The sequence below is a fragment of the Vibrio sp. FE10 genome (assembly GCF_030297155.1).
Lineage (GTDB): Bacteria > Pseudomonadota > Gammaproteobacteria > Enterobacterales > Vibrionaceae > Vibrio > Vibrio apostichopi.
Genome location: NZ_AP028068.1, coordinates 386,695 through 401,033, shown reverse-complemented (window position 1 = coordinate 401,033; position 14,339 = coordinate 386,695). Strand labels below are relative to the sequence as shown.

Genomic DNA, 14,339 nt, shown 5'->3' with positions numbered 1-14,339 from the left:
CCCCCACACCGTTAATCTTTTCATCTTATTAACTTCTTTATCTTATTCACTCAAATTGGTACTCGGACGAGGCGGCACATGGATATCACTGACATTATCGAGCCCGAGATTATCTGCTTGGAACTACAGGCAGACTCAAAACAGGCGGTATTTGAAGAGCTTGTCGAGCTGCTCGACCGTGCTGGTAAGCTTTCCAATAAAAGTGAATTCCTTGATGACATCTGGAAGCGTGAAGCCATAGGTAATACGGGCTTTGACGATGGTATCGCCATTCCACACGCGAAAAGTACCGCGGTTGCTAAGCCTGCCGTTGCGGTTGGGATTAGCCGAACCGGTATTGATTATGGTGCCGATGGCGGTGAACTGTCCGATGTGTTCTTTATGCTTGCTTCGCCCGACAACAATGATGACCATCATATCGAGGTGTTGGCTCAGATCTCGACCAAACTGATTGAAGATGACTTTGTTACAAAATTAAAGGCAGTTGAGTCGGTTGAGGAAGCTCAAGAGTTGTTTCTCGAAGCCAATTCTGAATCGTTCGATAGTTACGCCTCAAACTATAATGAAGTTTATGTCGAACCACTTAGCCCTTGGGCTCAATCTCTTAATCGCCTCAAAGAACACCTGCTGTACGGCACGTCACACATGATCCCATTCGTGGTCGCGGGTGGGGTTCTGTTGTCTCTGTCGGTCATGATGTCAGGTCACGGCGCAGTGCCTGAGAGCGGCGTTCTGGCTGATATCGCGCAGATGGGCATCGCGGGATTAACGCTGTTTACTGCCGTACTAGGCGGTTACATCGCGTACTCAATGGCCGACAAGCCGGGTTTAGCGCCAGGAATGATTAGTTCTTGGGTTGCGGTGAATCAATACAACACCGGTTTTCTTGGGGCGATTGTGGTCGGTTTCTTTGCCGGCTTTGTGGTGAATCTACTTAAGAAGATCAAACTGCCAGACAGCATGATCTCGCTGAGTTCTATTTTTATCTATCCACTAGTCGGTACTTTCGTCACTTGTGGCGCGGTGATGTGGGTGATTGGCTCTCCGATAGCTCAGGTTATGCTTGAGATGAACCAAATGCTCACGGGCATGGCAGGTTCGGGGAAAATGGTGCTCGGTAGTATTTTGGGTGCGATGACGGCCTTTGATATGGGCGGCCCGATCAACAAGGTTGCAACGCTGTTTGCTCAGACTCAGGTGAATACTCAGCCATGGTTGATGGGTGGTGTTGGCATTGCGATTTGTACGCCGCCACTCGGCATGGCTCTCGCGACTTTTATTTCGCCGAAGAAGTTTAAACGAGACGAACGCGAAGCGGGAAAAGCGGCAGGGATCATGGGAATGATCGGCATCAGTGAAGGTGCGATTCCATTTGCCGCCGCTGACCCTGCACGTGTTCTGCCTGCTGTCGTGGCTGGTGGCATTGTTGGTAACGTGGTCGGCTTTATGTTCCATGTGGTCAATCATGCACCATGGGGAGGTTGGATTGTTTTACCTGTGGTGGATGGCAAGATTGGCTACATCATTGGTACACTCGCGGGTGCTCTTACCACGGCTTTGATCGTGATCCTGCTGAAAAAGAATGTGGTCGAAGGTGAGGCGAGTTCCAATCAGTTTGCGGGTGGTTCGGTGACAGAAGAAGGGCAAGCGGATGTACTCGCGATCACGTCTTGTCCGTCTGGTGTTGCCCACACTTTCTTAGCGGCCAAGTCTCTGGAAAAAGCGGCGCATCATCTTGGGGTTCGGATTAAAGTCGAAACACAAGGTGCTAACGGGATTGGTAATCGCATCACACCAAAAGACATTGAAAGGGCGAGGTTGGTGATCTTCGCTCACGATGTCGCGATCAAAGAAGTCGAGCGCTTTGCGAACGTGAAAACCTTAGATGTAAGCACCAAAGAGGCTATGCTGAATGCGCAGGCGTTGATCATGAGAAAGGTGTAATCGTTAAACACTAAAGTTTATCATCTATAAAGTTAACTAGATCAAAACGAAAAAGACTCCGCTCTAGCCTTTGGCTAACAGTGGAGTCTTTTTGTATGGCTTTCGAATAGATAAGTTTAGCTCTTAAAAAGGGTGGTACTTAAATACGTCTTCAACCATAGAGTTAAGCAAATCGATGTCGTCACAGGTTTTCGCGTAGGTACGCAGGCCAGCGATTTGAACTTGAACATGACGAGCAAGTTGAGTAGGTTCTCGCTCTTTGCTGATTTCACCCAGTTCTTGCGCTTCGGTAATCAGCTTAGCGAATTCACCTTCCATGATCTTCAGTGATTTCTTCGCTTCTTCCAATAACTCTGCGTGTTCATCAGTCAGCTCGGCCACTGTTTTAGCCAGCATACACATGCCATTTGGCGAACTTTGTTTTGATTCAACTACAGCGCGTTTGACGAAGTTTTCGAGCGCTTTGATTGGAGAGTCTGTTTCGCTACGGAAACGGTTCAGATTGAGGATGCCAAGTTCGGTATAGCGAGCCAATGTCTCTTTAAACAGACCTTCTTTGCTACCAAACGTCGCGTAGATGCTACCCGGACGCATATCAATCACGTCTTGCAGGTTGCGCATAGAAGTCGCGTGGAAGCCCTTTTCCCAATATAGGTTCGTTGCTTTATCTACTACATCTTGTCTATCGAACTTCGCGGTCTTGGCCATAACATCTACTTCATTAATCTGAACATATGTTCAATATTTTATGCTGAACGTTCGTTCTAGTAAAGTGGTGTTTGGTTCTGCTTGATAAGTGATCGCTTCACTTGAACCGCATAGAGTGACTAAGCCATTGAAACTGTTTGGCTATGTTCTTACTTTTCTAGAGACCGGTTAGGCTAAGTATTTGCTTGCCACGGAACGCACATACTCAGGTTCAAGCTTTCCACCACACAAGGTTTGGTGGGTCAGCAGCCCGATGAGGATGCTATACAGCTCGACCGCACTCTCTGCATCGATGTATTGGGCGAGCAGTTGTTGATACTTATTGTTGGCGATCTCGATGCTGGCACCTTGCGTGATTCGTCCGAATGGTTTTTTTGCCGACATCGAAGAGTTCTACAACATGGCTCAGTCGGGAAGGGTGCACCTATTTGGTTCAGGAGATGTTCGTTTGAATGCAATTCATGGCATAGACTTAGCCGAATTTATCTTGGCTTCGCTGCCTAGTACCGAAAAAGAGTTGGATGTGGGCGGGCCTGATATCCTCAGTGCAACACAAATTGCAGAGCTTACTTTTCAATCTCAGGGTAAAACCGCGCGAATCACGTACATTCCCGACTGGTGAGGAAACTGGCTTTATGCGTGATAAGACGACTGCCGGAAAGTCGAGTAGGACCTGCGGAATTTTTCTTGAGCGCAATGGAAGGTGATGCCATTGCGCCATGCGTGGGAAAACATCATTTAAGTGATCACTTTTCCCAGCTTAATAGCGAACCAGATAAAGGCTAGTGATCGATAACTTCGACGGTTTTATGCTGCGCGCCGTAATAGGTGCCTTCATCGATAGTGTACATCAGTGTTTCTTCGCACTCTGGGCAGTCGAATTCTTCATTGGGTTCGATTGTTGCTTCTTCTACCCATTCCCATCCAATGTTTTCTTCGCAAGCGGGACAGTCCATAAAAACCTCTGATTATGCTTCTACGTTAATTGAATTCTTAACTTTTTGAGCCCGGCATTATACATAGTTGGGGCTGAATATATAGTAAGAACGGAGGGCATAATGAGTACCAAGATACCTCTTTAGGGCTATTAAAACCTGTCAACTTTCAGTCACTTACGTCAATAAAATGTTGTTGCACGTTTTTTGTGTTTTCTAAAGTTGCATAGCTAACAGTTTTATAAATAAGTCAATGAATTCTGTAAGGTTAAATGCTAGCGTTATCGATTGCTGTCCGACATGGCACGGTAATTGATAAAACTAAATAATTATATGATCTCGGTAAAGGTACACCGTTTTAGAAGTGTGTCTAATTACCCGACAGATAAGATTTGTTCGCTGCTAGGAAATAAAAATGAAATTAACCGATATGTCTTTTAAGCAAAAAATCATTGCTTTGCTTATTTTGCCGATCTTAGGGTTTCTATGGCTCAGCGTTTCTGCGATATCCAAAGGCGTAGAAACGACGAGTGAAATGTCTTCATTGAATCAACTGACACGCTTGTCGGTTGTATACAGTGAATTAGTGCATGAGTTGCAGAAAGAGCGAGGCATGACGGCTGGCTTTATCGGCTCTCAAGGCACTCAATTTGTGAGTGAATTACGTTCACAACGAACCAGTGCAGATAACAGACGTGAGCAGAGAAACGAATATTGGCAGTCTGCCGATATCGATCTGCCACAGATCAATCGCTTGAACGCAGAAATAAGCCAAAGCCTTAATCAGATAACCACGATTCGTAATCGAGTGGATTCTCAATCTATCCCGTTGTCTGAAGCTTTGGGTTACTACACCAAACTCAATGCAAAGTTGCTTAGCGTATCGGCCTTAATTGCTGAACTGAGTTCTGATGCCACCATTACGACTGAAACCATCGCTTACTACAACTTCTTGCAAGGTAAAGAGCGAGCAGGTATCGAGCGCGCTGTCCTCAACAACACCTTCTCTAAAAATGAGTTTGGCCCAGGTATGCTGGTGAAATTCATCTCTTTGGTGACAGAGCAAAATACCTACTTCTCAAACTTCGAAGTGTTGAGCAACTCAGCCAACGTGCGTTTCTTTGAGCAACAGTTGAATGACCGCTCGGTCGCAGAAGTTGAGAAGCTTCGTGATTTAGCTGAATCTAAGATGAGCGGTTTTGATGTCGACCCAGTGTATTGGTTCGCTCAATCGACGGCTCGTATCGTTCAATTGAAGAAGACAGAAAACCATTTAGCGGAATCACTTATCGCGCTGACTGAACAAAAAACAACACAAGCACAGTCTGCGATGATGGCCAGCATTGCTCTGTTCGTTGTGATTACGTTGTTCGCGACGTTTGTGAGCTTTAAAGCGATTACGGACTTAACGACCAGAGTAAAAGACCTGACGTTAATGCTCTCTAAAGTGCGTGATGATAACGACCTAACCGTTCGCGCTAAGTATGTTGGTAACAGCGAATTAGGGCAGATATCATCAGCATTGAATGCAACGTTAGAGAAGTTCTCAGGTGTGATTGACAGTATTTCTCAATCGAGCCTGACGCTGGCGTCAGCGGCTGAAGAGACATCACAAACGTGTCAGTACAACTCAGACACTTTAGTGCAACAGCAAGATCAGATTGGTTTGATCGCAACGGCGACTGAAGAGCTGTCAGCAACAGTGAATGAAGTTGCGGCTAAAACTCAGCAGACAGCAAGCTCGGCTAAAATGGTCGATGAGCAATCGCAAGAAGGTTTAAGCACTGTTCAGAATTCTTACCACTCTATCGAAAAGCTGGCTTCAGAAATTAACGGTTTAGCCGACAAGATTACTCATCTACATGAGAGCAGCAATAACATTAACAGCGTGATTGATGTGATTAAGTCGGTTGCAGATCAAACTAACTTATTAGCATTGAATGCGGCAATTGAAGCGGCTCGTGCGGGAGAGCAAGGTCGTGGCTTTGCAGTGGTTGCTGATGAAGTTCGTACATTGGCGCAACGTACTCAAGAGTCTACATTAGAGATTGAAGGCTTCATCAGTTCACTACAGTCTGATGTGCAAACGGCGTTCAATGTTATCGATAACAGCAAGAAGATGTCATCGAAAGCGGTTGAAGACTCAAGAGAAGTGGAGCATACGCTACAAGACATCTCTGCAGCGGTGAGCGAGATCTTCAGCATGACTGAACAGATTGCAACGGCAACGGAAGAGCAAGCGGTTGTGACTCAAGACATCGCTCAGAACGTGATGGCAGTAGAGCAGAAATCGACAGAGTCGACCACGGGTGCTACTCAAATTGCAGCAACAGCCAAGGAGCAAGCTGAATTGGCCGCTTCTCTCAAACAGATTGCCAATACTTTTAAGAGTTAAGAGTTCATCTATACAAAATGTCCCGCCTAGAGCGGGACATTTTTTTTGGAAGAGATAAAGCTATCAAGACAACAGCTCATGAAGACAACACGCTAAAGCTCAAACAACACATCGGTACGAACAATGTACTTGGTTCCAGACTGTATTGGCGCAGAACCGTGTATGCAATGGGCTGGGTGAGTACCGTGAGGAAAGCACAGAACGCTGCCACTTGGTGTTCTAACCGATTCTATATTCGCATTCTCCTGATGATGCCCTTGATGACGAGCAGGCTTACTCGGGTCACTTCGGTTAACCATAAATTGAGTTTCGCCGCCAACGAAGTCGTCACTTAATAGAATCAAGAAGGTGTACATGCTCCAACGGTCGCCAAATGAATCATCGACCAACTCCCCACCGATAACCTGACTGCCAGGCCACGATCCATCGGTATGCATCTTAAAGAAATCCCCTTCATCGTAACGGTAAAAGCGAAAACGACCGTTAATACCCAAAGGTTTCACGCCAGCAAAGTGATCGTATTTATCAACGAAATGATCTCTGCAACGCTTCCAAATAATGTCGAGGGTTTCAGTATCTGCGATCAAGTTGAGATTCTGATTGTGACGAACTTCTCTTGGTAAAGAAACGGCCGCGTCTTTCGTAAAACCGAGTTGATTGGCTTCATCGAGTATGCGCTGAACTTCTTCAGGGAGCAGCACATCGAGTAACTGGAAAGCACCGGGTACATTATTTACTTCAGCGCGTGACACCGCGTTTATGTTGTTATCAAGTGCAAATGGGTTAGCCGATTTTGGTGCCCATACGGGTAGATCACTGCGTTGAGTACCTGATTCGCGTTTAACCACATAGAAATTTTCATTGTTATTCATCATGAACCCTTATTTTGAAACCACTTTGACTTGTGCAAACTGACGGTGTCCGTCAACAGAACCATGGAACCCCAAGCCGCTCTGTTTCGCACCAACCCATGGGGCATCGCCACTGCCACCTTGTCCTTGATTCACTCCAACCATGCCAGCATCGAGTTCGTCAGCAACGTTGTGGGCGCCTTGGTTTCCAAATACCACTGCACCTAGGCCGTACTCACTGGCGTTGGCTCGCCCAATCGCATCATCAATATCGGAATAGCGACTGATCGCGACAACTGGCCCGAAAGTCTCTTCGGTTTCCAGTTTCATTTCTGCTGTCATTCCGGTGATAACCGTAGGGCGGATATAACGCTCGGGCTGATCAGAACTGCCTAAAAGAAAAGTCGCACCTTTCTGTTGCGCGTCTTTTAGCTGGTCGACAATTTTGCCATGTTGTGTCGCATTGATAATTGGCCCGATATTGACGTTGGGCATATCCCAAGGGCCAATTTGGTACATGTTGGCGATCTCGGTGACACGTTGTTCAAATTTATCGGCGATACGCTCATCAACATAAATACGTTCGATAGAAGTACACATTTGTCCTGAGTTTTCAAAACTACCCGCAACAGCAAAGCGTGCTGCTTGTTCTAGGTTCGCGTCGCGCATGACGATCATTGGGTCTTTGCCGCCTAACTCCATCACAAGGCGTTTTACCTTACTTGCCGCACGCGCCATGATGTCTTGGCCGGCAGCTTTTGAACCGGTGAATGCGATCATTTGAATGTCACCTTCAACCAAGGCTTTACCCGTTTCACGGTCGCCATGCACAATGGTTAATACATCTTCAGGCAGGTGTTTTTGCAACTCACCAAAGAAAGCTTCAGCAATAAGAGACGTTTCTTCAGAAGGTTTTAGAATCACTGTATTACCAGCAACGAGCGCAGGCACGATGAGATTGTTGGCCATCATGACTGGATAATTCCAAGGTGAGATAACACCCACAACGCCAAGTGGTCGATATTGAAGTTCAGTGGACCCAGAGAGCTTTCGCGTATTGAGTGCGCGTTGTGCCTCTTCTGCATAGTGCTGACCCATATAAATGGCGCCAGTTGTTTCGCCAGTGGCGCGACGAATATCTTTACCCATTTCACGAGCAAGCAACTCAGAGAAAGAATCGGCGTACTGATCAAGTTGTTGATAGGCTTTGATGATGGATTGTGCGCGCTCCTTCATAGAGAGCTTACGCCATGCCTTTTGCGCCGATTTTGACTTACGAATCGTTTGAGTCACTTCCTCTGCAGAGGCATTGTTCACCTCACCAAGAAGCTCGCCATTGCTAGGGTCAAAAGATTGAATAGACTTGCTCATGTGTACCAACTCCGTTTAATTTTTTCGTATTTTTGTTTGTGCTTAACTGTATATTTTTGCTTAACTATATATTTAAATAGCTAGATATCGAGAATTATCGATATCCGATTTTCTAAAAATAGACAACAGCTAAAGATTAAAAGATCAAAATTTAAGTTAGGGCGGTGTCGTCCACCCAATCGGTTTTGTTCCGGCTCGTTAGAGGGAGTGAGATAATTCTTTTAAAAACTTCTCTATGTATTCGTCATTACGCTTGTAGTAAGTCCACGAGCCAATGCGTTTTGAAGTCACCAACTTTGCACGTTGCAGGTTAGATAGGTAAGAAGAAACCGTCGATTGAGACAAACCGCTTTTCTCTTGAATAATGCTGACGCATACCCCTTCAATATCGGTATCAACGAGCTGTTTCTCAAGGTTAAAGTGCTCATGTGGCGACTTTAGCCAATGAAGAATATCTCTGCGAACAGGGTTGTTGATCGATTTTAAAACTTCATTCATATCTGACATGGCATTGGATTACTGTAATTGATTTATGTGCAATATACCCTCCGAAACAAGATATCGCAATATTTCGATATCTTGTTTTTATGCCTTAATTGTTTTTATTATTTTGGCATCAGAGTGTCGTCCGAGCTTATTGTTGGTGTCTAGATTTGTGTATTAGCCAAGTTCTAAGCGCTCAAACGGATTCTCAAGCACCCAGAACTGAGTTCGAAGAAACATTAAGTGGGACTAAAGTGCCTCTCCGTTAACCGACAATTTCACATCAATGTTGCCACGAACAGCATTTGAATATGGGCAGACTTGGTGAGCCGTTTTCACAAGCGTAACAGCCTGTTCTTGCTCTAAATCGAGCTCAATAGATAGTGCTACCGTTAAAGCAAAGCCACCATTTCCATTTGGCCCAATACCAACCGTTGCGGTTGTTGGCGCGGATGCGATCTTAATCTTCATCTCTTTAGCAACATGAAGCAGCGCATTTGAGAAACACGCAGAATAGCCCGCAGCAAAGAGCTGTTCTGGGTTGGTCGCTTCACCTGAACCGCCCATCTCTTTAGGGTAGCTCAATGCTAGTGAGAGTAGATTGTCATCAGTAGATACTTGGCCATTACGACCTGCCGTTGCTGTTGCAGAAGTTGTGTAGAGTGTTGTCATTGTTTTAGTCCTTTTTTTGAGTTGTGTAAAATTAAATCGTGCGCAACTTAATTTTACAACTAGCTTAATTGATAAAATTTGAGCGTGCAAGTATATTGTGCACAATTTAATTTATTAGTGAGGTGATCATGAGCGACCAAGATGACTATCTAAAGCTGGATAATCAGGTGTGTTTTGCGTTGTATAGTGCGTCGAATGCAATGAGTAGAGCGTATCAACCTTTACTGAAAGCGCTTGATCTTACTTACTTGCAGTACATCGTGATGATGGTGCTGTGGGAGCAACAAGAGATCAATGTTAAAGCTCTAGGCGCGAAAACGTATTTGGATTCAGGGACGTTGACGCCATTACTCAAGCGTTTGGAAGCGAAAGGTTATGTGCTTAGAACTCGCAGTGCTGAAGACGAACGAGTTCGGGTTATTACACTGACACCTGCGGGAGTAGAGCTCAAAGAACAAGCGCAAACCGTGCCAGTTGAAATGCTGTGTCTTTCTCAGATGAATGAAGATGAGCTTAAATCGCTAAAAGCACAGTGTGAGCAGTTGCTTGGTAATTTGACCAAGTAACTACTTTTAGTTTTCGGCCATGACAATCAGAAATTGAAAAAGCCCGTTAGTCCTACTGTTAATTAGTTGCGATTGCTAATTTGAGTAAGGTTAACGGGCTTTTTGTATCTGCTGTCATTATTGATGCTAGAAGCTAGAAGCTAGAAGCTAGAAGCTAGTCTTCGCTCACGAACACATACATATCACCACGACAGCGGTTGATACTGTATTCAATCGGTACGCCTTTTTTATCGTAAGCGGTTTGCTCGATAAGCAGCACAGGCACCGTTTCATCGATATTGAGCTTCTCTAGAAACTCTTCCGTTGGCATCTTAGCGGACACTCGGCTTTGAGTTTTTGTCGGTGAGATATCTTGGCTGCGGAAGTAGTCGTAAAGCGACAATTGGATCTCGTCAGGGTCGTGGATAAGATGCGCAGGAACGTAAGATTCTTCAATGGATACGGCTTGCTCGTCAATGTAACGAACGCGTTTTAACAGAAAGACTTGATCGTTCTCGGCTATTTTAAGCATCTTGGCTATTTCAGAAGAACACGCAATCACGTCTTTCTTAATCCATAACGTGTCGGGTTTTTTGCCTTTCAAAACCACTTGTTGAGAGAAGCCTGTCGCTTCTTTACTGGAGTACTCAACGGTTTCACTGATCATGGTACCCAAGCCACGAGATCGAACAATCACGCCTTCTTTATCTAATATATCCAACGCTTTACGAACGGTGATACGAGACACACCAAGCTTGTCACTGAACTCACGCTCGGTAGGAATGAAGTCTCCACCTTTGAGCATCTGTTGCTCAGTCGCCAGCTTCACTGAATCGGCAATCTTCAGATATAAGGGTGATTTATCTTTCTGTTCGATTCGTTCTTGAATCAGGGTAAGCAGTGGTTGATAAGCGCTCATAAAGGTCTGTTTTAGCTTTTATATTTAATCGAAGTATACCCGAAGTTCTCAGCCCACACTTAATAGAAATGTGAAATCTGAGGGCGAAACAAAGATTTCACCACTCAGAAGTTTTATCCAGTTAGCTTGAACGTTTCAGTTGATAACTTGAGGCTGACGCTTTGTCGCTACAAGGCTCTGTTGAAATGGGTTTTACTTTGAAGGTCAGGACTGTGGCGATACTCACCAACACCGCACAGATCAAATAGGCGATTGAGTAACTGCCATACCAATCGACGGAGATTGCCGCAAGGATAGGGCCGATAAAGCCACCAATGCCCCAAGCGGTATAAAGCACTCCGTAGTTGGCGCCAAAGTTTTTCAGGCCGTATAAGTCCGCCATGATTGAAGGAAACACCGCTAATAAGGTGCCGTATCCAATGCCTGCCAACGCCGCGCCAACCATTAGAGTCGGGCTAGACACAAACTGGCTGAACAGCAGCATATTGATGGTTTGCAATCCAAGCGCAATCGCTAATGTTTTCAACGCACCAATCTTGTCGCTCAATAGCCCAGACACTAATCGACCTGCCGAGTTGAATATCGATAAGGTCACAATCAAATAAGCGCCTTCTAAGATATTGGCTTGCTCAGCAGCTATCGAGGTGATGTTGGCGATGATCATCAAACCTGCGGCAGCGCCAAAGGCGTAAGTGAACCACAACAGGTAGAATTGCTTGGTGGCGAGTATCTCTTTCCACATGTAATTTCGTGCTGGAGGTGGTGTAGGCTTTGATAAGTCAGATTCTTCTGAGTTGGCTTTCGGCTCATACCCAATTGGCGGGTTCTTGATCGAACAAGCCAGTGGGAACGCAATGACGATGAGCCCAATTCCAAGTATGCGAAGGCTTTGTTCCAATCCAACGACGGATATTAGGTAACTTGTAAGCGGTGCTAAATAGATAGCCGCAAGGCCGAATGCCGTGGCGAGTAACCCATTGACCATGCCTTTCTGATAAGAGTGAAACCACTTCATTGCAGTTGGGTTCAAGCATGCGTAAGCGAAGCCAATTCCCGCACCAGTGACCAAACCAAAGCTCACATTCAGATTCCATGGCGTCAAAGATAGGCTCGCTAAGATCATTCCTGCGCCCGCCATCAAAGAACCCACCATCAATACCTTTTGTGGGCCTATCTTATCTTGAATACGACCAGCAATGAGCAGTGCCAATGAAAGAGTGATGATGGTGATCGTGTAGGGCATCGAGGCTTGAGTGTTGTTCCAACCGAGTTCTAAAAGCGAGTTTTTGAATACACTCCAGGTATAGAGAACACCGATGCACAGGTTGATTCCACAGCTTGCGAGCAGGATCCTTGTTGCTTTGTTATTTGCAATTGAAAAGCGGTTCAAAGCAGAAAAATTAATCATGGGAGAAGGGCCAAAAAGGTAGGTGAAAAAAGACAGGCGTAACAAAAAGGCCCAGTAAGACTGAGCCTAGTGTCTACATGAATTAGCCAGGGTTAATATTGGTTAAGGTAGCGAGTAATCTCATCCACGCTTGGGGCACAGTCACCACCTACATGGCTCACCACGTAAGATGCCACGGCGTTGCCTAACAAGATTGCGTCGGGCAATTCCCAGCCAGAAGCCAAGCCAGCTAATACGCCTCCGGCATGGGTGTCACCTGCGCCAATAGTATCTACCACTGTTGCTTTAAATGGCGCAACGTTTCCGTAGCCATCATGAGTGGCGAACAAAGCGCCATCACTGTCGATACGCAAAATTAGCGGGCAGCGATAAGTGTTATGCCATTGCTCAACGAAGGTGTTGATGTCTTGCATGCCGAGTACTTCAGCTTCTTGGCGATTCAAAGATACCGTTGGTTTCAGTTTGATTAGGCGATCAAACAGTGGCTTTGGTATATCACCAATACGAGGGCCAAAATCGATGAATAGCTCAATGCTGTTGGGCAACGTTTCTAGCCAACTAACGAGTTCTTCACCACAACCCGAAGACAACTGATAACCAGAAAGGTAGATAATCGCATCGTCTTGCAGATCTAACTGATCAAGCGCTTGTTGGTTCCAGTTGTTCTCGACACCGCTCACAGACAAGAAGGTTCGTTCACCGTCTGGCTCAACGAGCGCTAAGCACCAGCCATTGTCGCCACTTGGATCTTGTAGGTGACTTGTTAGGCCTTTTTCAGCCATTGCTGTAGTGATGATGTCAGCCCATTTACCTTGACCAATTGGTAAGGCATTGATTGATTCAACGCCCAGCTTTTTCAGAGCAATCGCGATATTTAGAGCGCAACCGCCGACATGAATGCCTTTCTCGGTCAGCTCTACATCGGTGCCACGCTTCGGGAGGGCAGGTGTTTCTGTCACGATATCGACCACAGCCGCACCAATCAGGCACAACTGTCGTTGATTCTTGAGGGTTGGAATCAGTGTAATCAAAGAACTATGAGGCATACCCTTGCTCCTTAATTTCTCTTAAACGCAGGAAGGTTGCGGCATAACCTGCAAAGTCGAGTTGGTTTTCGTCATCAAGCTGTTTTTTTAGATCGACATCGATAGCTTGGATACCATTCAATGCGCCACAAATTGCGGTCGCCATCGCACCAATCGTGTCGGTATCACCACCTAAGTTAGCACACAGGATCGCACAGCGGTTTGGATCGGTTTGCGCCAGTTCAACCATCGCAATGGCTGCTGGTACCGATTCAATAGTGCTCACGCCAGCACCGACTAAGTTGTAGACTTTTTCCATGCGTTCTTCAATGCCGCTGTTTTCTGAAGCAACCATCAAAGCAAGTTCAATGCGAGCGCCCATTGAAGCACTGAATGTCGTGATGTTCTTGGTTTGTGCTGCGTTGGCAATCGCAGGTAATTGGTCTTTAATTTCGCTCCAGCTATGTCCTTCAATTGCTTTTGATACCGACCAAGCAATCGCAACCGCGCCCGCGATAGCGACATCTGATTTGTGTGTTGGGCTTGAAGCCAGTGCGACTTGATCGATGAAGGTGTCTAGGCTGTTGGTTGGTACAAGGCAGCCCATTGGCGATACACGCATCGCAGCGCCGTTGGTCACACCGTTGTTTTCAAGCTCATCAATTGAAGTACCTTCTTTAATCGCACGCATCGCAGCTTTTGAGCTAGGACCGAAAATGTTTTTGTTGAATGCGTCAAAGCCTTCAGCCCAGCTTAATACGTTGCGAGCAATGATCTCTGGTGAGATCTCACCGTCGCATTCGATGATAGCGTCAGCAAGAGCCAGCGCCATTGAGGTGTCATCCGTGAACTGGCAAGCATCGAAATAACAAGCGGCGTTGTTTTCAGCTGGCCCCGGTAGGAAAGAGTCAATCCAACCAAAGTGCGCTTTTACTCGGCTTCTAGGCCAAAGCTCTGATGGCATTCCCATTGAATCACCCAGTGCTTGACCATAAAAAGTGCCTAAAATTCTGTCTTGTTTTGAAATGTTCATCTTACTTCACCAAAAATAGGTTATTTAAAAACTGCTCAGCCTTTAGCTAA

At 45.9% G+C, this 14,339-nt stretch carries 14 protein-coding genes; 4 read left to right on the top strand and 10 right to left on the bottom strand.

What is annotated here, in order from left to right; genetic code table 11:
- Positions 1 to 78: 78 nt before the first annotated feature.
- A complete protein-coding gene (locus QUF19_RS18950; RefSeq protein WP_286302154.1) occupies positions 79 to 1,944 on the top strand; it encodes a fructose-specific PTS transporter subunit EIIC in 1,866 nt (621 codons plus the stop codon).
- A 123-nt stretch (positions 1,945 to 2,067) separates the two neighbouring features.
- Here QUF19_RS18950 and QUF19_RS18945 read toward each other — a convergent pair whose 3' ends face one another.
- Entirely contained in the window at positions 2,068 to 2,652 is a 585-nt protein-coding gene (locus QUF19_RS18945) for a TetR/AcrR family transcriptional regulator (protein ID WP_286302152.1), read from the bottom strand.
- 337 nt (positions 2,653 to 2,989) lie between these two features.
- Between QUF19_RS18945 and QUF19_RS18940 the strand changes: the two genes are divergently transcribed.
- Complete coding sequence (locus QUF19_RS18940) at positions 2,990 to 3,274, top strand: SDR family oxidoreductase (protein ID WP_286302150.1); 285 nt, start codon at positions 2,990 to 2,992, stop codon at positions 3,272 to 3,274.
- 160 nt (positions 3,275 to 3,434) lie between these two features.
- On the opposite strand, the gene QUF19_RS18935 is transcribed toward QUF19_RS18940, so the two are convergent.
- Entirely contained in the window at positions 3,435 to 3,608 is a 174-nt protein-coding gene (locus tag QUF19_RS18935; RefSeq protein ID WP_286302147.1) for a hypothetical protein, read from the bottom strand.
- A 394-nt stretch (positions 3,609 to 4,002) separates the two neighbouring features.
- Between QUF19_RS18935 and QUF19_RS18930 the strand changes: the two genes are divergently transcribed.
- Positions 4,003 to 5,982 (top strand): methyl-accepting chemotaxis protein, encoded by a 1,980-nt coding sequence (locus QUF19_RS18930; protein WP_286302145.1) that lies wholly within the window; start codon positions 4,003 to 4,005, stop codon positions 5,980 to 5,982.
- 92 nt (positions 5,983 to 6,074) lie between these two features.
- Here the strand turns inward: QUF19_RS18930 and QUF19_RS18925 are convergent, their stop codons facing one another.
- From QUF19_RS18925 to ohr, 4 genes are all read right to left on the bottom strand, one after another.
- A complete protein-coding gene (locus tag QUF19_RS18925; RefSeq protein WP_286302144.1) occupies positions 6,075 to 6,854 on the bottom strand; it encodes a 2OG-Fe(II) oxygenase family protein in 780 nt (259 codons plus the stop codon).
- A 9-nt stretch (positions 6,855 to 6,863) separates the two neighbouring features.
- Positions 6,864 to 8,204: an aldehyde dehydrogenase family protein gene (locus QUF19_RS18920; protein ID WP_286302142.1), complete on the bottom strand. Its 1,341-nt coding sequence runs from the start codon at positions 8,202 to 8,204 to the stop codon at positions 6,864 to 6,866.
- Between the two features lie 198 nt (positions 8,205 to 8,402).
- Positions 8,403 to 8,711, bottom strand: a complete 309-nt coding sequence (locus QUF19_RS18915; RefSeq protein ID WP_286302140.1) for an ArsR/SmtB family transcription factor — start codon at positions 8,709 to 8,711, stop codon at positions 8,403 to 8,405.
- A 225-nt stretch (positions 8,712 to 8,936) separates the two neighbouring features.
- Positions 8,937 to 9,359, bottom strand: coding sequence for an organic hydroperoxide reductase Ohr (gene ohr / locus QUF19_RS18910; protein WP_286302138.1), 423 nt, complete (start codon positions 9,357 to 9,359; stop codon positions 8,937 to 8,939).
- 128 nt (positions 9,360 to 9,487) lie between these two features.
- Here ohr and ohrR point away from each other — a divergent pair, with 128 nt between their 5' ends.
- On the top strand, positions 9,488 to 9,925 hold the full coding sequence (gene ohrR, locus QUF19_RS18905; RefSeq protein WP_286302136.1) for a transcriptional regulator OhrR: 438 nt from the start codon (positions 9,488 to 9,490) through the stop codon (positions 9,923 to 9,925).
- Between the two features lie 154 nt (positions 9,926 to 10,079).
- On the opposite strand, the gene QUF19_RS18900 is transcribed toward ohrR, so the two are convergent.
- The 4 genes from QUF19_RS18900 to QUF19_RS18885 all read right to left on the bottom strand — a co-directional run bounded on the left by QUF19_RS18900 (position 10,080) and on the right by QUF19_RS18885 (position 14,289).
- The gene (locus QUF19_RS18900; protein WP_017103508.1) at positions 10,080 to 10,823 is read right to left on the bottom strand and encodes a GntR family transcriptional regulator; all 744 of its coding nucleotides are present in this window, start codon (positions 10,821 to 10,823) and stop codon (positions 10,080 to 10,082) included.
- Positions 10,824 to 10,944: 121 nt separating this feature from the next.
- Positions 10,945 to 12,231, bottom strand: coding sequence for an L-lactate MFS transporter (locus QUF19_RS18895; protein WP_286302133.1), 1,287 nt, complete (start codon positions 12,229 to 12,231; stop codon positions 10,945 to 10,947).
- 92 nt (positions 12,232 to 12,323) lie between these two features.
- The gene (locus QUF19_RS18890) at positions 12,324 to 13,277 is read right to left on the bottom strand and encodes a PfkB family carbohydrate kinase (protein ID WP_286302132.1); all 954 of its coding nucleotides are present in this window, start codon (positions 13,275 to 13,277) and stop codon (positions 12,324 to 12,326) included.
- Entirely contained in the window at positions 13,267 to 14,289 is a 1,023-nt protein-coding gene (locus QUF19_RS18885) for an ADP-ribosylglycohydrolase family protein (protein WP_286302130.1), read from the bottom strand. The genes QUF19_RS18890 and QUF19_RS18885 overlap by 11 nt, the downstream gene beginning before the upstream one ends.
- Positions 14,290 to 14,339: the final 50 nt, after the last annotated feature.